This is a genomic window from Candidatus Spongiihabitans sp. (assembly GCF_965237845.1).
Taxonomy (GTDB): domain Bacteria; phylum Pseudomonadota; class Gammaproteobacteria; order Arenicellales; family Poriferihabitantaceae; genus Spongiihabitans.
Map to the genome: position 1 here is coordinate 581,891 of NZ_OZ250154.1, position 17,924 is coordinate 599,814.

Consider the following 17,924-nt stretch of genomic DNA (forward strand, 5'->3'; position numbering starts at 1 on the left):
GAATGATCATAAACAGACTATTGGTTATGAACTTGCTGTCTGTTTATCTAATTTGGGGGACAACCTATTATGCGATAAAACTCTCCATTGATGCTATGCCTCCATTGCTTATGCTATCTGTAAGATTTTTCATCGCGGCGCTCATTATTGGTGTGTTTTGTCTGGTGAAACGAATTAAGTTTCCCGGAAATAAAACAACTTATTTTTGGGAGTTTATTATTGGCAACCTACTCCTTCTAGGGGGATTGGGTTCGGTGGCTTTTGCTGAAAAATGGATTTCATCTGCCCTTGCTGCCATCGTTATCGCCACTGTTCCTATTTGGTTATTAGCATTGGATTTTATTATAAACAAAAAGAAACTATCGAAAACTAAAACTCTATTTATTGCTATAGGCTTTATGGGCATTATAATGCTTAACTATTATGAGATTAAAGGCTATAATTTTTTAGCCATAACCCTCTGCTTAATTGCGCCACTATCCTGGAGTCTTGGGAGCATACTGCATAGACGAGTAGCGCCTGAAAATCCAGTCAATACTATAGTATCAGCATGTTTGCAGATGTTTTCAGCTTCCATTTCCTTTGCTATTATATTTCTATTGACAGGAAATGAGTATTACTTGCACCTGGATTTTATTCCTGTTGTTGCCATAATTTATTTGATCTTTTTTGGATCCATATTAGCCTTTTCATCCTACATCTATCTATGTAATCAGCACATTAGTTCTGCCTTGCTCGGGTCCTATGCGTATATTAATCCAGTTGTGGCGGTCTTTATTGGTTTGGTTTTTGCGGGTGAATTTATTTCGACTAACGGATACATTGCCATTTGCATCATTTTAATATCCGTAGTGCTGCTACTGTTCGACTGGGAGAATCAGGGCCGGCGCAATCAGCCAGCGAGTTGAGGCCAGTATAACTGACGTATAATATTTTACTCGTCATAATTAAAAAATCGAACAGGCCAGTTTCATGATCGATCCACATCTAATCAACCCATCCAGCACGGATACCGCATTAATAGTCGTTGATGTTCAGAATGACTTTTGCCCGGCGGGCGCGCTGGCGGTGGCAAATGGCGATCGGGTGGTGGCCCCAATCAACGCATTATCCAGCCTGTTTTCCAACATCATCCTGACCCAGGACTGGCATCCAGCGGAGCACGTCAGTTTCGCCGACAATCAGCCTGGAAAATCGCCCTTTGAAACCATAACCTTATCCTATGGCAGTCAAACTCTGCGGCAGACCCTGTGGCCGGTCCATTGCGTGCAAGGCAGCCACGGCGCTGAATTTCATGCTGATCTGGATCGCAGCCGAGCGCAATTGGTGGTGCGAAAAGGGTTTCGTTCGCAAATCGACAGTTATTCGGCGTTTTATGAGAACGATCAATCCACCGCAACCGGACTGCACGGATACTTGAAGGATAGAGGGATTTCGAAACTGGTGCTGACCGGGCTGGCAACGGATTTTTGCGTTGCCTGGTCTGCACTGGATGCCGCGCGCCTCGGTCTTGATGCGACCGTGGTGTTGTCGGCCTGCGCCGCCATCGACCTTGAAGGCTCCTTTCAAGCGCAACTAAAAGCGATGCAACAAGCCGGGGTGCGCGTAGTAGATGCTTTATAACTTGTTGAAAAAATGACAAAATACGTAAAACACGGAGGTTTATGTATAATCTACACCATTGTTCTACTTGTTTTTAACGCAGCAATTCGGCTATATGGCGGGGGTAAGTCGCAATCGTTAACTGGGTTCCTGCGACCCCGCCCCCGCGACGGCGGAGATGCGGTGGAAGGAACTCTTTTGACTGATAAAAATGTCGCGCTGAAATTATTGACTGATGCCGACGTATTTGCCGATGTATTTTTTGTGAAACAGTTCGCGGTTTTCGCTGAATTGTTCGACCCCAACCACATCTCTGATACGCCCATTTTCGATAAACGCGACCCGATCCGCAACCGGCAATACCGCTTCGACCCGTTGCTCGACCAGCAATATCGCCACACCCCGATGGCGAAGCGCCATGATAACTTCCCGTATCGTTGTCAGCATCGACGGCATCAGCCCTTCGGTCGGCTCATCCAGCAACAACACACCGGGTTCAAGACAGAGCGCGCGCGCCATTGCCAGCATCTGCTGTTCACCCCCGCTTAGCGTCCCGGCAACCTGATCCAGGCGGGATGCCAGCGGCGGAAATAATGCCAGCACTTTTTTGCGGGTTTCGGCGGCTCTGCGGGTGGTCATTAAATCCCGCGCCATTAAACCAATGGCCATATTTTCCGCCACCGTCAACTCGGCAAACAGCCGCCGTCCTTGAGGCACATAACCGATTCCGCGCCTGGGAATTAAATGCGCCGCTAGATTGACCATATCTTCACCCTCCACCGCGATTGAGCCGGTGCGTTGCACCAATCCCATAATCGATTTCAATACCGTGGTTTTGCCGGCGCCATTGCGTCCGAACAGGCAAAGCACTTCCCCGGTGTTTAGACTGAGACTAAAGTCGCGCAGTACCTGTACCGCACCGTAATACGCATTGAGCTGTTCAATCTTTAGCATCATGCGCGGTTATCATTATCAACCAAGATACGCTGCCTGCACATTGGCATTGTTGCGAATTTGGTCGCGGTTGCCCTGAGCCAATACCTGACCACGATCAAACACCGTGATACGATGCGCCAATGACATGACCACAGACATATTATGCTCTATCAACAACACGGTAGTAGATTGATTAATCTGTTTAACCAGCGTGCAAAAATCCTGGATTTCAGCATCGGACAAACCCTGAGTGGGTTCATCAAAGATTAGCAACAATGGATTTAATGCCAACCCCATCGCCACTTCAAGCAAGCGTTGATGCCCGTAGGCGATTGCGCCTGCAGACTCATCTTGCAGAGCGGCGATGCCGACCTGCTGCAATGCCGCGTTAGCGTCACGGTAAATATCCGGGTGGCCGTCCGTGGGAATTGCAGCTGGGCTGGCGTGGAAACGATTTTGCGCTGCAATCGCCGCATTTTCGAGCACCGTGAGGTTGGGGAAAATACTAGTGATTTGAAAGGTATAGGCGATACCCTTACGCACTCTTTTGTGAATCGGCAAGCCGGTGATATCCTGACCGCGAAATTCGACTGTGCCGGCGGTTGCGGTTATGCGCCCCGATAACAGGCTGACAAAGGTGGTTTTGCCGGCGCCATTGGGTCCAATGATGGCGCGTATTTCACCTTGTTCAAGATCAAAATCCACATTTTGCACGGCCTGCACGCCGCCGAACGACTTCGATAAATTGCGCGCCCTTAATAATTTCATGGCAAATTCACGGCAGCCACGGCAGCCACCTGTGTTTGATCGTGCCGAGAATTCCCTTGGGAAAATAAAGCGCCAGAAAAATAAGCGCGAGACCCGTGACCAGCAAATACGCGGTGGTGTATTGGCTGGCGATATCGACCAGGTAAAACATCAGGAATGTGCCGAGCGCCGGGCCCAGCACCGTTCCCGGGCCGCCCAACAAGGTGAACAATAATGCATCGATGGAGTATTGGATGGTGGCAAAGGACGATCCAATATAGGCAAACAGCAATGCAAAGGCGGCTCCGGCAGTGGCGGACAGGGTGCCGGATACCAGCAACGCTTGCAGTTTAATCGCAAAGGTGTTGTATCCGAGCATTTGCGCGCGCGACTCGTTTTCCCGAATAGCGACTAACGCGCGTCCGGTTTTTCCGCGCACCAATTGATAGATGATCAGCATGGCGATGCCAAGCAATGCGAGGGACAGGTTGTATCTGGTCGATGGATTGGCGAGATCCACGGTGGCGCCGAAAAACTCAAAACTTCGCGCGGCTTCAGGCAGCACTAATCCCTCATCGCCGCGGGTATAACTTGTGAAATAGAGCGTCGCCAGGTAGGCGACCTGAGAAAGCATCATGGTAACAATCATGAACGCCACCCCGGTGGTACGCAAGGCAATACATCCGACCATCAATGACAGCAACGCACCGGCGATGATGCCGCTGGCAAACGCCAGCGGCACACTCCAACCCAGATGATAGGCGGTCAAGCCCGCGCCATAAAGCCCGGCGCCAAAAAACATGGCATGTCCGAGGCTGAGCAAACCGATGTAGCCAAATAACACGTTATAACCCATGGCAAATATGGCCAGAATCATAATTCTGGTCATGGTCAGGTGATGATATTCAGGCAGTATGAACTGCAATAAAAACAAAATCACCATGACCGCCAAATGTACACTAAGTATTTTTCTGGCAAGTATTTTCCCGGCAATTATTTTTCCATTGCTACCGTTGTGTATTGCGCCGCTGTTTATCTTGGCCGGTGTCATGTTGAGGTCATCTTGATTTGGAGCCCGCTTCAATCATTTGACTCTTTGTATTACGCATAACCCTTTGTAAGTCTATTTTTTATTTAATCGAAGGTGACGTTTATGCCCTATCCTAAAATAGACAGCAGAAGGACCAAACAAACCTTCCGGCCTGAATACCAGGATAAAGGCGACCAGTGTGGTCGATACCATTTTTGCCAGGGTCGGGGAAAAGAATACCGATATGATCCCGTCGCTCATGCCAATCAATAGTGCCGCAACCACGGTACCGCGAATACTGCCAAGGCCGCCGATAATGACCACGATAAACGAAAGCAACAATGGGTCGAGTCCCATGAGATAGTGCGCTTGTCGTATCGGGACTACCAGAATCGCCCCGACCGCAGCGAACATGGCGCCGACGGCAAACACCACGGTATAAACGCGTTCCACCGGAATGCCAAACGACTGCGCCATCTCCCGGTCATACTGGGTTGCGCGCATCATCAGTCCAACCCGGGTGCGGGTGATAACAAACCAGGCGCCCAGTAAAATAATCGCAGCCGCGACAATGACCAACAGCTTATAGCCGGAATAACCAAACCAGGGAAACTGTATGCGGAAATAAAAAGGGGTATCGACCGCTCTGGCATCGGCGCCAAATGTAATTAACACGGTTTGTTGTATGACATATAAAATGCCAATAGTGGCGATAATGGTTGCTTCAGGGTTGTAGCTCAAGCGTTTGAGTATTAACCGGTCCGCGCAAAATGCGATTATGCCAACCATCAGAGGCGCGATAATCAAAGCGGCCACAAATCCCAGGGCGGGATGTGTGGATATCAGACTGGTAATCCACCATGCCAATACCGCACCCAACATAAAAAACTCGCCGTGGGCAACGTTGACCACCCGCATTACCCCAAAAACCAGGCAAAGCCCCAGCGCGGTCAGGCAAAGCACTGCCGCCTGTACCAGCCCTTCAAGGCTTGCTAGAAAAAGGAAAGGGCCGAAATCCAATGAAAATTGCTTGTATAAAATTTATCAGTGCGATCCGGCCAATCCGGCGGCGTCATGCTGGACTTGATCCGGCATCCAGCAGAAGTCCACGCGTGGGTAGCGGGATGGCTCATCAACTACTCACTGGAATCAGTTAATCCAGGGTTATAAGGCCATCTTGGTGTAATCCGCCTCTGGTTCGTACAAGCTGTCTTCAATCGCGGTGGTATGCACCACATTAAGACGACCGCCTTCGACTTTGGAAATGTGTTGATGGCCAAAACACTGATGGATTTTACCGTTAAAAATTTTCCTGCCCTGCGGGTGCTCGCGACCTTCTTCAAAGATGGTCAACGACTCCATGGCCTCGACAAAGCCCCGTTTATCCGCGGCGGTTTGACCGTTATAACCACTCATTTCCATTGCCTGCTTGATGATAAAAAGACTCTCCCAGCAGCCGAACATATGTGAGTAAGTTGAAATATCCTCAGGCTCAGCAATGCTGGCACCATGGTTATCAACACCAACGGCAGTTCGATAAAATTTATCATGGACCGTTTGATTGGGCTGAGCATATCTTGGATGGCCTTCCCAAAAGTGCGTGCCTTCGAGGAATTCGAGTTGCGGCGTGGCCAGGTCAACCGCTTCCAGGGAATCAATGAATCCGAATATTTCCGGTCGATTATTGCCAAAATGCTGGCCCAGTTCCTTAACGAATGTGAGCACGCCGGGACCCACCATCACATGGTACAGCACTTCGGTTGAAGCAGGAATCCGAGGAAAATAACGGGTGAATGATGATTCGGTGGGCGGAATGGCGATGCGCTCCACAACCTCGCCGCCCTGCGCCTTGATTGCGGCTGAAAAATAATCTCGATGATTGTGGCCAAATGCAAAATCAGGAAAAATCATGGTCACTTTTTTCCCGAGGTTCCGGGAAATCCACGGCGCCATGGAAATGACCTGAGACTTAACATCGGTAATCCCGGGCTGGAAAACATATCGATTGAGGCTGCCCGATGCGACATGGTGACCTTCCGAGACCACCACATAGGGCAGTTTCAATTCTCCGGCGCGCGGCGAAGAGCCGATGACGACGTGGGAAAACAAAGTTCCGTAAGCAACGTCAACCTTGTGCAGCGCAGCGAATTTTTCCACCACTTCCGCGCCGCGCTTGGGGTCGGTGCCGTCATCTTCAATAATCAATTCCACTGGCCGCCCATTGATGCCGCCCTGTTCGTTAATCAGCTTGATCGCCGCAGTGGTTACCCGCTCATACCATCGTCCATAGGACGCGCCAATGCCGGTGCGGTGAATTTGCGCGCCAATTTTGATCGGTTCGCCGCTCGCCGAATGGGCAAACCTTGATATGCCAAGAGAAAATTGTGCAGCAACGCCGGCCGCTGCCAGCACGCCAAGTTGTTTAAGGGTAGAGCGGCGATTGGAATCAATCAATGGTTTTTTCTGTTTGGCGGTCATATTTTTCTCCTACATAGCGAATAATTTCTGTTGTCGGAACATATATTTTATGTGCCTACTGTCGTTTCAGTCTATAGTTTAAGGCTTTCGTGCCAACAGGATAATACCGCCAAGTTTACCAGAACAAAAGTGACGACTCACCAATTCATAGAATTCTTCCATGGCCAAGTAGGTCGGTTCTCCGTGAACGCGAACATGCCGAGCCCGGTTGGCACGATAATCATTCAGTCGCTCGGTGGTGAAATCTGTCCAGTCGTCTGACATATCATCCACTCGCTCAAGCGAGAACCCGGCTTGTTTGAATTCTGATTGATAAGTTTCCAGATCAGGCAGATGGCTGGCATAAAGTCCACTGGCCAGTTCGGCTCGCTCTTCATTGCTGAACCGTTGGCGGCTGAACAGATCTTCGGTGTAAAAAACCCCGCCCGATGGCAGTAAATCTCTGGATAGCGCCAACAGTCGCTTGCGCTCAGGTATATGATAAATCGCCAGCCAGCTAACGATGACATCAAATTGTTGTTGTTGCCAATCGTGGGTCAGAATGTCACTGCAGACATGAGTCAGGTTTGTCGATAAACCACATCGCTCAGTAAGCTCGGAAGCCATCTGATTTTGATTAGGCTGCAATTCCAATGCGGTAATCCGCGCGCCGGTGTTATGTGCGATATACCTGGCCGGCCCGCCGAAACCAGAGCCAATTTCCAGCACCCGGGTGCTTTTGCCGATGCCGATCATTTGAATGGCATTGTCCACGGCTTCGGTACCATGGTAATGCAATTGATCGAATTCGCTGATTTCGGCAGCGGTTAATGGAACGTCGCCAGATTTGCCGAGTTCCGCGAGCTCGTTGTACACGCGATCAATATGCGAATACAGTTTCATGGATTTTATATTCATGGATTTTATGCTCGCAGCGAGATACCGTATATTTTTTGTATATTTGCGCTGCCAAAGCCGATATTATATACACTTCGACGACAAGTGTGCAGACATGAATAACCGATGAAATTCGTCACCTACAATATTCAATACGGCAAGGGAAAGGACGGTCAAGTCGATCTCGAACGCAGCATCAATGAGATCGCCGGTGCCGACATCATCGCCTTGCAGGAAGTGGAGCGGTTGTGTCCGCACCGCGGCAATGTCGATCAGGCGCAAGTTATCGCCGAGGGCTTGCGCGATTATTATTGGGTATATGGGGCCGGGGTGGATTTGCACGTTGCCGGCGGCACGCCGACGCAAAACGCGCGCTGCCAGTTTGGTAATATGCTGTTGAGTCGCCAGCCGATTCTGACTTCACGACACCACCTGTTGCCAAAGTACGGCAGCACCGATGCGTTAAGCATTCAGCGTTCAACGATTGAGGCTACGGTGCAATGCGGCACTCGTCTGTTGCGTTTGTACTCGGTTCATCTCACCCACCTGTCGAGTGCCACCCGGTTGCCGCAGGTTGAGGCGTTGTTGTCTATTCATCGCAACGCCGTGTTTGAAGGCGCGCCAATTTCCGGCGACTTGCGTAGTTTCGATTGGGCAAATGACGTGAGCGCCGGTTCGCAAATAGTCCCGGACGAGGCGATTATGCTGGGCGATTTCAACTTTCAGCCGGATTCTCCGGAGTACGATCTACTAGTCGGGCCGAGTAGCGACTACGGCGGACGCATTGCCAATCCCCAGGGTTTTGTCGATGCGTGGTGCGCCGCCGGGCATGACCTCGGCGGCGGTTTCACCAGCGGTGTCAACGATCAACCAGTCAGGCTGGACTATTGTTTTGTCAGCAACTCGCTACAACACCGGGTGCACGATTGTTATGTCGATGACAACGCCATCGCATCCGATCACTTTCCGCTGTGCACTGAAATTGACCTGTAACCGACCCGCCGGGTTGGCCGACACCGGTTCACTCAGTAGCAACGGTCTCGACCCCCGCCGTTATTCCAGCCTTCAACGGGCGCGGGATGAGTCTCAATGGCGAGACGAATAAAAATCGCTTCAGGCGATTTCCCCCCGCCTAAGCACGCTCCATATACGCGCCGGTATCGGTATTCACCCTGACTTTTTCGCCGACGTTGATGAACACCGGCACGGTTACTTTGTGGCCGGTTTCGAGGGTTGCTGGTTTGCCGCCGCCCGAGGCGGTTTGGCCTTTTACCGCGCCGTCGGTTTCGCTCACTTGCAGCACCACCGTGGTCGGTAGCTCGACCCCGATGGGAATGTCGTTGTGAAAGTTGATGTGCACTTCGGTATTCGGCAACAAGAAAGGCGACTGGGCTTCAAAATCTTCCGCCGCCAGCCCGATTTGTTCATAGGTTTTGACATCCATAAAAACATGCGACACGCCGTCGGCATATAAATACTGCATCCGGCGTGGCTCGACCCGGGCCTTCTCGATTTTATCCTCGGAGCGAAATCGCTCGTTGAGTTTAGTGCCATCACTGATACACTTCATCTCAAGCTGGACGAAGGCCCCGCCTTTGCCGGGTTTGACATGGTTTTTCTTGAGCACGCGCCATAGTTTGTCGTGATATTCCAACAGATTGCCGAGGCGCGCATCAAAGGCCGAAATTTTCATTTTGCAAAATAATTGTGGGCGACTATGGGAATTGATAAGAGCATGAATTATATACTACCCGAAAACAATCAGCTCGGAACAATTAACCCGGAACAATTAGCCCGGAACAATTAGCCCGCAACATTTAACATGAGGCGAATACGGTGAAGTGGCCAAAACAATGGTATGACCAAAACTGTAGGCAATGCCCTCGATTGGTTCAGTATTTACAGGCAGTTAAAGCGCGGCATGAAAATTATACATGTAAACCGGTGCCGCCTTTCGGGGAAGAAGAAGCGCAATTGTTAATCGTTGGGCTGGCCCCCGGCAAGCACGGCGCCAATGCCACCGGCAGACCATTCACCGGCGATCATGCCGGTATTTTGCTGTATCAAACATTGTATAAATTTGGGTTCGCTTCAGCGCCTGTGTCGGCGCATGCGAACGATGAATTACAGTTATATAATTGCCGAATTACCAACGCAGTGAAATGCCTACCGCCGCAAAACAAGCCGCTCGGAGAGGAACAAAAAAACTGCAATCACTTTCTGCAAGCGGAAGTGATGCAACCGCATTTGCATGTAATCCTGGCCCTCGGTCAATTCGCTCATCGCGCCATCTTACGCGCCTTCAACCTTAAATTAAGCCAATATCAATTTGCCCACAACGCCGGTCACGCACTCGACAACGGCCTAATCCTGATCGATAGTTATCATTGCAGCCGCTATAATACGCACACCCGTCGATTAACCGAGCCGATGTTTGACGACGTTTTTCAACGCATCCATTATGAGTTAGCGAAAATTGCGCGTGACTGAAGCCGGCAATAATTTTGACTCCAAAGTATTTCTGGACACGGTATCGGAAAAACCCGGGGTTTATATTTTCTCGGACCAGGATGAAAAAACCTTGTATGTCGGCAAGGCCGGCAACTTAAAAAAACGCCTGAAAAGTTATTTTAGAAGTACCGGGCTGAGTGCGAAGACGCGCTTGATGGTGTCGAAAATTCACCACGCCGAAACCCAGCAAACCCGCACCGAAAGCGAGGCGTTGCTGCTGGAGAATAATCTGATCAAGGAGCAGAAACCGCGTTACAACATCTCTTTGCGCGACGACAAAAGTTTCCCATATATTCGCCTAACCGAACGAGATCTGTTTCCAAGGTTTTCTTTTTATCGTGGCCGGCGCGCGCGCCCACACCAGTATTACGGACCCTATCCCAACGCTACTGCGGTGCGCGAAATGCTCGCCCAACTGCACAAAATATTCCGCCTGCGGCAATGCAACGACGTCTTTTTTCGCAACCGTTCGCGGCCATGCCTGCAGTATCAAATCAAGCGATGCAGCGCGCCATGTGTCGGGCGCATTGGGCGCGCAGACTATCTTGAAGACGTGCGTCAGGCGAAAGCCATGCTGAGCGGCCGGGATTTTGCTCTGCTTGATGAACTGGCAGGTAAAATGGAAAGCGCATCAACCAAACTGGATTATGAAACCGCGGCACACTACCGCGACCGTATCGCGCTACTGCAACGTGCCACGGCTAAGCAATATGTTTCCTCCGGCAGCGGTAACGCCGATGTGGTCACGGTGGCGCTTGAGTCCGACAGGGTGTGTTTTGGGGTGGTATCGATCCGCCACGGGCGCAATCTCGGCAGCCGTTTCCATATCCAAAAAAACCCGATGGATCTGATCGCCGCTGAGTTGCTGGAAGCGTTTTTGCCGCAGAATTATTTCGGGACAGTCATGCCGGCGGAAATATTGCTTAGCGAAAAAATTGAAAGCAGAAGTTCTTTGCAACAGGTATTTTCAATTGAGAATAAACGTAAGGTTAAAATCAAGCACCTCTGTCGCGCCCATCGCGCCCGCTGGATAGAATCGGCGCGCGTCAACACCGTCGAGCGCCTGCGCAGCCATCTCAACCAGCGAAGCCAGGTCGATGCGCAGTTTGTGGCGTTGACTGATTTATTGTCTTTGGACGAAGTTCCGGCCAGGATTGAATGTTTTGACATCAGCCACACCATGGGCGAGCGCGCAGTAGGGTCGTGCGTGGTGTTCGACCATCAGGGCGCGGTTAAATCGGATTATCGAAAATTTAATATTTCAGGAATCGAACCGGGAGATGATTATGCCGCCATGCAACAGACCCTGAAACGTCGTTACAAACGAGTGTTGCAGGACGACGGCAAGCTGCCGGACATGGTCATTATCGACGGCGGCAAGGGTCAGTTGGACGTGGCCGCGCGGGTATTTGAGGAATTACAGATTTTGGGTTCGGTGGTGTTATTGGCGGTCTCCAAGGGCCGCACCCGCCGTCCTGGCGAAGAACAGCTTCACCTGTTCGGCAACATTCGCGCTATAATGCCCGGCAGAACGTCGTCGGCGTTGCACCTGATACAGCGCGTTCGCGACGAAGCACATCGCTTTGCCCTTGTTGGACATCGCCAACGCCGTGCCAAGGCGCGCACCGAGTCGCCATTGCAACAAATCGAGGGTGTGGGCGATACACGACGCCGCAATCTGTTAAGGTACTTTGGCGGATTGCGCGAGATAACGCACGCTGGCATTGAGGACTTGGCCAAAGTTCCGGGAATTAGTCCGACACTGGCGCAGCGAATTTATAACCAGTTGCATGATTAGCGCCATCAATAAGGGCGCCATTCCCGATCTGGCCAGAATCTCTTAAACTCGCTGCTTTAAAATCAAGCATCCAAGATATTTGGCAAAATGTTTGGGAAAGAGCGTAACGACAGTGGCAAAACAACCATGCTAAATATCCCGAACAGCCTGACATTGCTGAGAATCTTGCTGATCCCGGTATTAGTGATTGCTTACTTTTGGTCATCGGAAAAAAGAGAGCTGATAATCACCAGTGTATTTGTGCTCGCGGCAGTAACCGATTGGCTGGACGGATTTCTTGCAAGAAAGCTGAATGCGACCTCGATGCTCGGTGCTTTCCTGGATCCGGTGGCGGATAAACTGATCGTCTCCAGCGCGCTGGTGCTGTTGGTTTCGGATTCCGGGGTGCTTGCCCGAGTGTTCCACCCGATGCCGTTTGCGGTTGCGGTATGTATCATTATTGGACGAGAAATTGTAATTTCCGCTTTGCGCGAATGGATGGCGGAACTCGGGGAACGGGGCATGGTGGGGGTGGGTGTATTGGGAAAAGTCAAAACCGTATTTCAAATGGTGTCCATCGGGCTTTTGTTGTACGCCAAGCCAATAATGGGAATACCGATATTTCGTGTCGGTGAGATCGCTTTTTATTTTGCAGCCCTGCTCACCCTGTGGTCGATGTGGGCTTATTTGAAGTCAGCGATGCCCTATCTACTGGAAAAGCCGCCTGAGTAGCGTAAATCCTGGAATGTTCGCCCGATTTATTGACATATCGTGGTTTATGGACAACACTGCCCCCACGTACGGTACCAAATTTTTCATTCCCCATAAACCCAATCACATGTCAACACTTGATAACCTCGTAAATATACCAGCCCCGGCTTTTGCTGAGACAGCATCAAAAGATGTTGTAGATTCGACGCTGATAAAGCATGCAACAAAACGCAAGACAAAGCATGAAACCATCAAAATAGTTGGCGATATTCCGGTTGATTTAGATGTACACGACGGTAGCAAGTTCTTGTTTATTAGCAAGGACCAAAAATCATTCACCCACAATATTCATAAATATCCAGCACCCACAGTCTAAGTTTTTCCCTGAATTGCCGCGTTGGTTGATACAGCGTTATTCACAACAAAACGATTAGGTATTAGACACGTTCATGGATAGCGACACGACCGATCTTGAATCGTCCGTGTTAGGACAATGCATAAATTTTTGGTTGCTAAAATTTGATAGACATGGCGTGTTTGGTATGTGCTGTGTAGATTTATCTGTCGAGTCGGTTGATATGGCGGATACTGCTACAGAAATTGTCTGCGAACATCGCCTGCTTGCTACGTAATTGAACGTGGCTACAATGCTTCACGGGTTGATTTACCTCATTCCACTTACGATATTGTTGTGGAACTTGCGCAACCTGTCTATAGTACGCAACATGCCGATATTATTAGGGTGCAAGTTAAAACGATTAGTCCGAGTGGGTCCGTGCGTTTTACTGGGGGAACGCGCGGAGGCGTGGATAGAGAATATAAGTCCGGTGTTAAATCGTATACTCAAAACACAAAAACTTCTGATGTGGTGGTTGGCGTGAGATCTACCCGCTCCAATGGGGATAAGGAAATCAATTTTTACTTTGTTCCTACGCTTTATATTGAGCAGATAAAACAAAAGAGCATATCTATACGTAAAATACCCGGAGCGAAAAATAACTGGGAACTGCTTGAAAAATGCCGTGATAAGGATTTTGTGAGTCAGGTTTTCGCTTCAGACTATTTTTGAATGTTAGGGTTTCCTATTCAGTGGGGAAGGCCGCCCTTTAGCAAAGCATACCTAATCCAATATCAGTTGAACAATGTTTCCTAACAATTTGGCTTCCGTTTAATGCGCCGCAGGCTCAAGCGGTAGGGAAATTTTGGACTTTGCTATTGACACCACCCTATGCTTGAATAGAATCAACACCCCATGAAGTTCACTATGGCGGTATGTCGGATATGCGGGAATAGCTCAGTTGGTAGAGCACAACCTTGCCAAGGTTGGGGTCGCGAGTTCGAGTCTCGTTTCCCGCTCCATACAGGATTTTCTGGTCAGGGGCTGAGTGGCAGAGTGGTTATGCAGCGGCCTGCAAAGCCGTTGACCTCGGTTCGATTCCGGGCTCAGCCTCCAGGTCATATAACTAAGCAGGCGTCGTTTGCCCGGGTGGCGGAATTTGGTAGACGCAAGGGACTTAAAATCCCTCGATGGCAACATCGTGCCGGTTCAAGTCCGGCTCCGGGTACCATTCCTTTTCAGTATTATGCATCATCATACAACATCGGTTATTTACATGGACGTAATGGCAAATAATTGGCAATAGCAATGACTGAAAAACACTATATCAACGCACAGCAACTTCTAGAAGACTCGTACCAACTTGGTGTGGAAATTTTGGAAAGTGAATTTCGGCCGGATTTTATAGTCGGGATTTGGCGTGGCGGGTCACCGGTGGGCATAGCAATACAGGAAATGCTGGAATATTTTGGTGTCCCTACCGACCATATCAGTGTGCGAACCTCGCTTTACACCGGAATATCCGCTTCCGGCAACGAGGTGCGAGTGCATGGTTTGGGATATTTGACCAAAAATCTAAACGCTGAAAATGCATTGTTGATCGTTGATGATGTTTATGACTCCGGGCGAAGTATCCAGGCAGTCATTGAGCAACTTAGCGAAAGAACCCGGCGTAACACCCCATCCCAAATAAAAGTAGCCACACCGTGGTTCAAGCCCGGTAATAATAAAACCGACCGAGAACCCGATTATTATTTGCATACCACTGACAAATGGTTGGTGTTTCCACACGAAGTTCAGGGTTTGAGCAAGGCAGAATTAAAATCCGGCAAAGGAAAACTATACGATATAATCCAAAGCGTACAAAACTAAAATTTTCAGAAACAAAGTTGTCGGTTTTTCGTTATTATGGCAGCCCCGAATACGCCTATGAATAATCAATGGCGCTGAAGCAATATTAACAGCAAACCCAATTTTATGACTATTCGGATTGCGAATAGCCACGATGCCAATATACCATTCATCTGATCGGTTGGCGTTAGAAGTAAATAGAATTAGCCACGGTTTTTACACCTAAACGTAATAAATTAGTGAATTTTTGTCGCAGGTAGAACCTACTTCCGAGAAAAAATCACCCTAGAATAGGCATCTTTCTTTAGCGAGATTTTACCATGGTAGATGAATACGACGACGATCTGGATTTATCCTCGTTGCCCAATGACGAGCTGGTCGAACAAATGCACGATGATCTTTACGACGGGTTGCGCGACGAAATTGTAGAAGGCACCACTATCTTGCTGGAACGCGGCTGGACCGCGTCGAAAGTCCTTGACGACGCATTGGTGGAGGGCATGCGTATTGTCGGCATTGATTTTCGTGACGGCATTTTATTTGTGCCCGAAGTTTTAATGTCGGCTAATGCAATGAAGGGCGGCATGGAAATCCTCCGCCCGTTGTTGGCGGAAACCGGTGCCGAACCGATCGGTAAAATGATCATCGGCACGGTGAAAGGCGATATTCATGACATCGGTAAAAACCTGGTGGCAATGATGATGGAAGGCGCGGGTTTTGAAGTCATCAATCTCGGTATCGATAATCCGGTTGAAAATTATCTTGAAGCCATCGAACAGCATAAGCCCGATATTATCGGTATGTCGGCATTATTAACCACGACTATGCCTTATATGAAAGTGGTCATCGACACTCTGGTCGAAAAAGGCATGCGCGACGACTATATCGTCCTGGTTGGCGGCGCACCGCTGAACGAGGAATTCAGCACGGCTATCGGCGCTGACGCCTATTGCCGGGATGCGGCCGTGGCGGTGGAAACCGCTCAGGCGAAGATGGCGGAAAAACGCGCCGCCTGATTTAATTCGATTGAAGCGGCCCCGTTTTCAACTGCCAGAATCACCGCAGGCACATCCAGCGATGTCCTCCAACCCTCAGCAGGTTTTGGCGCAGTCGGTTTTAGTGATTGCCTGTGGTGCATTGGCGCACGATCTGGTGCGCGTAAAAGCGCTCAACCAGTGGCGGCATATGGACATCCAATGCCTGCCTGCCGAATTGCACAACCATCCTCAGAAAATCCCCGAGGCGGTGCGAAACAAGATCGAACAAAACCGGCACAAATATCACAGTATTTTTGTCGCTTATTCGGACTGCGGCACGGGCGGACTGCTGGATGCGGTTTTGCAACAGTACGGTATTGAGCGATTGCCCGGAGCGCATTGCTACGAGATGTTTTCTGGCGCAAAGAAATTCAAGGCGCTGCACGAGGCCGAATTAGGCACCTTCTATCTGACTGATTTTTTGGTCACGCATTTCGACCGCCTGATTATCAAGGGCCTGGCGCTGGATCGATTCCCTCAACTAAAAGATCAATTTTTCAACAATTACAAGAAGCTGGTCTATCTGGCACAACTCGATGATATGGAAATTGATAAAAAAGCCCGCAACGCGGCCAATTATCTGGAACTGGAATACCAGCGAGTTTTGACCCGTGATCAACACTTTGAAGCTGCCTTGTCGGTGCAAATTGGCAGTGTCCGGCATTAGAATGTCTTAATGCCTCAGCAAATTTGAGGACTTATTTTAAGGACTTGCAATGGCGAAACTGATAACCGTTTATTGGCGCGACATCCCGGCTCAGGTGATGGCCAAAGAACGTCGTCAATCTGAAAAAATTGTATTAAACGAACGTTTTGCCGATGCCATTGACCGCGCGGCGATGCGTGCTGGATTGATCGGCTCGGATGCGTATCTCGAACAATGGAGCAGGGCTAGTGTAAATTGCGGAGATGATTTACGTACTGAAGCGCAAGCCGCAGCCGCTAGACTGGAAGCAGATTATGACAAAGACCGGCTCATGGCGCTCATTCGCAATCAAGGCAATGAGCCCGAAACCGCATCTCAAGCCTGAGCCCTGATATATTCAAGCGTTATTGAGATAGTGCAAAACCGGCAATATTTGACGATCTTAATGCCGACATTCATCATTCTTATAGAGTAGCAGTATGACAGATACAGTTATCAGTTCAGCAACAAAAGAATTAAAAATCGGGCATGAACAACCGTTCGTGATTATCGGCGAAAGAATAAATCCAACTGGCCGCAAGATTTTGGCGGAGGAAATGAAAAATGGTGATTACAGTCGAGTCGAGAGCGATGCGCTTGCACAAGTAGCGGCCGGGGCAAAGATGCTTGATGTCAATGCGGGAATTCCATTAGCGGATGAGCCGGGGATTCTTGCACAAGCGATTCAACTGGTGCAATCGATTACCGATGTGCCGCTGTCCATTGATTCATCAATTGTTGCGGCGCTGGAAGCCGGGCTGGAAGTGTATCAGGGCAAGCCATTGCTCAATTCGGTGACCGGGGAAGACGAGCGTTTGGAAGCGGTATTGCCGTTGGTGAAAAAGTACAACTGTGCGGTTGTGGCTATCTCAAATGACGAAGCGGGCATTTCAGAAAACCCCGATGATCGGTTTGATGTTGCCAAGAAGATTATCGAGCGGGCGGCCGATCACGGTATTCATTATAGCGATATTGTTGTCGATCCATTGGTGATGCCGGTCGGGGCGGTTAATAGTGCAGGCCGGCAGGTTTTGCATCTGGTCAGGCGGTTGCGTGAAGAATTGAAAGTGAACACCACCTGTGGCGCATCGAATTTTAGTTTTGGCATCCCTAATCGAAAGGGCATGGACGGGCATTTCTTGAGCATGGCTATCGGCGCCGGCATGACTTGTGCGATAACCAATCCGCTGCACGAGGAAGTCATGCAAGGGGTAATGAGCGCGGATGTGGTTATGGGCCATGATAATAACTGCGCCAAGTGGTTGAAAAAATATCGGCAACCGATCGATGAAAATGCGAGCGCCGGCGGAGCGCGCGTAAACAGACGCCGTCGTCGGGCGTAAATC

General features: G+C 49.7%; 21 protein-coding genes and 3 tRNA genes. 17 read left to right on the forward strand and 7 right to left on the reverse strand.

Features of this window, described 5'->3' with window-relative positions; translation table 11 throughout:
- Positions 1 to 2: 2 nt before the first annotated feature.
- Both ACPXXB_RS02815 and pncA read left to right on the forward strand, forming a co-directional pair.
- The gene (locus tag ACPXXB_RS02815) at positions 3 to 908 is read left to right on the forward strand and encodes an EamA family transporter (protein WP_423909068.1); all 906 of its coding nucleotides are present in this window, start codon (positions 3 to 5) and stop codon (positions 906 to 908) included.
- A gap of 64 nt (positions 909 to 972) precedes the next feature.
- Entirely contained in the window at positions 973 to 1,623 is a 651-nt protein-coding gene (gene pncA / locus ACPXXB_RS02820) for a bifunctional nicotinamidase/pyrazinamidase (RefSeq protein WP_423909070.1), read from the forward strand.
- Positions 1,624 to 1,827: 204 nt separating this feature from the next.
- Here pncA and ACPXXB_RS02825 read toward each other — a convergent pair whose 3' ends face one another.
- From ACPXXB_RS02825 to ACPXXB_RS02850, 6 genes are all read right to left on the reverse strand, one after another.
- Positions 1,828 to 2,559 carry an ABC transporter ATP-binding protein gene (locus tag ACPXXB_RS02825; protein WP_423909073.1) on the reverse strand — a complete coding sequence of 244 codons (732 nt, stop codon included), beginning with the start codon at positions 2,557 to 2,559 and terminating at the stop codon, positions 1,828 to 1,830.
- A 15-nt stretch (positions 2,560 to 2,574) separates the two neighbouring features.
- On the reverse strand, positions 2,575 to 3,306 hold the full coding sequence (locus tag ACPXXB_RS02830; protein WP_423909076.1) for an ABC transporter ATP-binding protein: 732 nt from the start codon (positions 3,304 to 3,306) through the stop codon (positions 2,575 to 2,577).
- A gap of 7 nt (positions 3,307 to 3,313) precedes the next feature.
- Positions 3,314 to 4,228 carry a branched-chain amino acid ABC transporter permease gene (locus ACPXXB_RS02835; protein WP_423910905.1) on the reverse strand — a complete coding sequence of 305 codons (915 nt, stop codon included), beginning with the start codon at positions 4,226 to 4,228 and terminating at the stop codon, positions 3,314 to 3,316.
- Between the two features lie 180 nt (positions 4,229 to 4,408).
- Complete coding sequence (locus ACPXXB_RS02840; RefSeq protein ID WP_423909079.1) at positions 4,409 to 5,335, reverse strand: branched-chain amino acid ABC transporter permease; 927 nt, start codon at positions 5,333 to 5,335, stop codon at positions 4,409 to 4,411.
- 144 nt (positions 5,336 to 5,479) lie between these two features.
- Positions 5,480 to 6,793, reverse strand: a complete 1,314-nt coding sequence (locus tag ACPXXB_RS02845) for an ABC transporter substrate-binding protein (RefSeq protein WP_423909082.1) — start codon at positions 6,791 to 6,793, stop codon at positions 5,480 to 5,482.
- Positions 6,794 to 6,871: 78 nt separating this feature from the next.
- Positions 6,872 to 7,690, reverse strand: a complete 819-nt coding sequence (locus tag ACPXXB_RS02850; protein ID WP_423909085.1) for an SAM-dependent methyltransferase — start codon at positions 7,688 to 7,690, stop codon at positions 6,872 to 6,874.
- Between the two features lie 105 nt (positions 7,691 to 7,795).
- Between ACPXXB_RS02850 and ACPXXB_RS02855 the strand changes: the two genes are divergently transcribed.
- Positions 7,796 to 8,662 (forward strand): endonuclease/exonuclease/phosphatase family protein, encoded by an 867-nt coding sequence (locus ACPXXB_RS02855; protein ID WP_423909087.1) that lies wholly within the window; start codon positions 7,796 to 7,798, stop codon positions 8,660 to 8,662.
- Between the two features lie 139 nt (positions 8,663 to 8,801).
- Here ACPXXB_RS02855 and efp read toward each other — a convergent pair whose 3' ends face one another.
- Complete coding sequence (efp, locus tag ACPXXB_RS02860; protein WP_423909090.1) at positions 8,802 to 9,362, reverse strand: elongation factor P; 561 nt, start codon at positions 9,360 to 9,362, stop codon at positions 8,802 to 8,804.
- A 143-nt stretch (positions 9,363 to 9,505) separates the two neighbouring features.
- On the opposite strand from efp, the gene ACPXXB_RS02865 reads away from it, so the two are divergent.
- The 14 genes from ACPXXB_RS02865 (at position 9,506) to ACPXXB_RS02930 (ending at position 17,921) form a co-directional block, all read left to right on the forward strand.
- Entirely contained in the window at positions 9,506 to 10,159 is a 654-nt protein-coding gene (locus ACPXXB_RS02865) for a uracil-DNA glycosylase (RefSeq protein WP_423909092.1), read from the forward strand.
- The gene (gene uvrC / locus ACPXXB_RS02870) at positions 10,152 to 11,978 is read left to right on the forward strand and encodes an excinuclease ABC subunit UvrC (RefSeq protein WP_423909095.1); all 1,827 of its coding nucleotides are present in this window, start codon (positions 10,152 to 10,154) and stop codon (positions 11,976 to 11,978) included. Before ACPXXB_RS02865 ends, uvrC begins: the two co-directional genes overlap by 8 nt.
- An 87-nt stretch (positions 11,979 to 12,065) precedes the next feature.
- Positions 12,066 to 12,689 carry a CDP-diacylglycerol--glycerol-3-phosphate 3-phosphatidyltransferase gene (gene pgsA / locus ACPXXB_RS02875; protein WP_423909098.1) on the forward strand — a complete coding sequence of 208 codons (624 nt, stop codon included), beginning with the start codon at positions 12,066 to 12,068 and terminating at the stop codon, positions 12,687 to 12,689.
- 106 nt (positions 12,690 to 12,795) lie between these two features.
- Entirely contained in the window at positions 12,796 to 13,044 is a 249-nt protein-coding gene (locus ACPXXB_RS02880) for a hypothetical protein (RefSeq protein WP_423909101.1), read from the forward strand.
- A 73-nt stretch (positions 13,045 to 13,117) separates the two neighbouring features.
- Positions 13,118 to 13,300 carry a hypothetical protein gene (locus ACPXXB_RS02885; protein ID WP_423909104.1) on the forward strand — a complete coding sequence of 61 codons (183 nt, stop codon included), beginning with the start codon at positions 13,118 to 13,120 and terminating at the stop codon, positions 13,298 to 13,300.
- Between the two features lie 59 nt (positions 13,301 to 13,359).
- On the forward strand, positions 13,360 to 13,737 hold the full coding sequence (locus ACPXXB_RS02890; RefSeq protein WP_423909106.1) for a hypothetical protein: 378 nt from the start codon (positions 13,360 to 13,362) through the stop codon (positions 13,735 to 13,737).
- Between the two features lie 214 nt (positions 13,738 to 13,951).
- Positions 13,952 to 14,027 (forward strand) — tRNA-Gly (locus ACPXXB_RS02895).
- A 20-nt stretch (positions 14,028 to 14,047) separates the two neighbouring features.
- Positions 14,048 to 14,121 (forward strand) — tRNA-Cys (locus ACPXXB_RS02900).
- 27 nt (positions 14,122 to 14,148) lie between these two features.
- A tRNA-Leu gene (locus tag ACPXXB_RS02905) sits at positions 14,149 to 14,236 on the forward strand.
- A gap of 77 nt (positions 14,237 to 14,313) precedes the next feature.
- Positions 14,314 to 14,877, forward strand: coding sequence for a phosphoribosyltransferase (locus tag ACPXXB_RS02910; RefSeq protein ID WP_423909109.1), 564 nt, complete (start codon positions 14,314 to 14,316; stop codon positions 14,875 to 14,877).
- Between the two features lie 299 nt (positions 14,878 to 15,176).
- Entirely contained in the window at positions 15,177 to 15,872 is a 696-nt protein-coding gene (locus tag ACPXXB_RS02915) for a corrinoid protein (RefSeq protein ID WP_423909112.1), read from the forward strand.
- Positions 15,873 to 15,933: 61 nt separating this feature from the next.
- Complete coding sequence (locus tag ACPXXB_RS02920; RefSeq protein WP_423909114.1) at positions 15,934 to 16,560, forward strand: DUF1638 domain-containing protein; 627 nt, start codon at positions 15,934 to 15,936, stop codon at positions 16,558 to 16,560.
- 49 nt (positions 16,561 to 16,609) lie between these two features.
- A complete protein-coding gene (locus tag ACPXXB_RS02925) occupies positions 16,610 to 16,924 on the forward strand; it encodes a virulence factor (protein WP_423909117.1) in 315 nt (104 codons plus the stop codon).
- A gap of 94 nt (positions 16,925 to 17,018) precedes the next feature.
- On the forward strand, positions 17,019 to 17,921 hold the full coding sequence (locus ACPXXB_RS02930; protein ID WP_423909120.1) for a dihydropteroate synthase: 903 nt from the start codon (positions 17,019 to 17,021) through the stop codon (positions 17,919 to 17,921).
- Positions 17,922 to 17,924: the final 3 nt, after the last annotated feature.

Excerpts from the sequence above, each read along its gene's own strand:
- ACPXXB_RS02930 (WP_423909120.1), top strand. The coding sequence starts at position 17,019 with ATGACAGATACAGTTATCAGTTCAGCAACAAAAGAATTAAAAATCGGG.
- ACPXXB_RS02910 (WP_423909109.1), top strand. The coding sequence starts at position 14,314 with ATGACTGAAAAACACTATATCAACGCACAGCAACTTCTAGAAGACTCG.
- ACPXXB_RS02825 (WP_423909073.1), bottom strand. The coding sequence starts at position 2,559 with ATGATGCTAAAGATTGAACAGCTCAATGCGTATTACGGTGCGGTACAG.
- ACPXXB_RS02925 (WP_423909117.1), top strand. The coding sequence starts at position 16,610 with ATGGCGAAACTGATAACCGTTTATTGGCGCGACATCCCGGCTCAGGTG.
- ACPXXB_RS02855 (WP_423909087.1), top strand. The coding sequence starts at position 7,796 with ATGAAATTCGTCACCTACAATATTCAATACGGCAAGGGAAAGGACGGT.
- pgsA (WP_423909098.1), top strand. The coding sequence starts at position 12,066 with ATGTTTGGGAAAGAGCGTAACGACAGTGGCAAAACAACCATGCTAAAT.
- ACPXXB_RS02850 (WP_423909085.1), bottom strand. The coding sequence starts at position 7,690 with ATGAATATAAAATCCATGAAACTGTATTCGCATATTGATCGCGTGTAC.
- ACPXXB_RS02920 (WP_423909114.1), top strand. The coding sequence starts at position 15,934 with ATGTCCTCCAACCCTCAGCAGGTTTTGGCGCAGTCGGTTTTAGTGATT.
- pncA (WP_423909070.1), top strand. The coding sequence starts at position 973 with ATGATCGATCCACATCTAATCAACCCATCCAGCACGGATACCGCATTA.
- efp (WP_423909090.1), bottom strand. The coding sequence starts at position 9,362 with ATGAAAATTTCGGCCTTTGATGCGCGCCTCGGCAATCTGTTGGAATAT.
- ACPXXB_RS02845 (WP_423909082.1), bottom strand. The coding sequence starts at position 6,793 with ATGACCGCCAAACAGAAAAAACCATTGATTGATTCCAATCGCCGCTCT.
- ACPXXB_RS02885 (WP_423909104.1), top strand. The coding sequence starts at position 13,118 with ATGGATAGCGACACGACCGATCTTGAATCGTCCGTGTTAGGACAATGC.
- ACPXXB_RS02815 (WP_423909068.1), top strand. The coding sequence starts at position 3 with ATGATCATAAACAGACTATTGGTTATGAACTTGCTGTCTGTTTATCTA.
- ACPXXB_RS02915 (WP_423909112.1), top strand. The coding sequence starts at position 15,177 with ATGGTAGATGAATACGACGACGATCTGGATTTATCCTCGTTGCCCAAT.
- ACPXXB_RS02835 (WP_423910905.1), bottom strand. The coding sequence starts at position 4,228 with ATGGTGATTTTGTTTTTATTGCAGTTCATACTGCCTGAATATCATCAC.
- ACPXXB_RS02880 (WP_423909101.1), top strand. The coding sequence starts at position 12,796 with ATGTCAACACTTGATAACCTCGTAAATATACCAGCCCCGGCTTTTGCT.
- ACPXXB_RS02830 (WP_423909076.1), bottom strand. The coding sequence starts at position 3,306 with ATGAAATTATTAAGGGCGCGCAATTTATCGAAGTCGTTCGGCGGCGTG.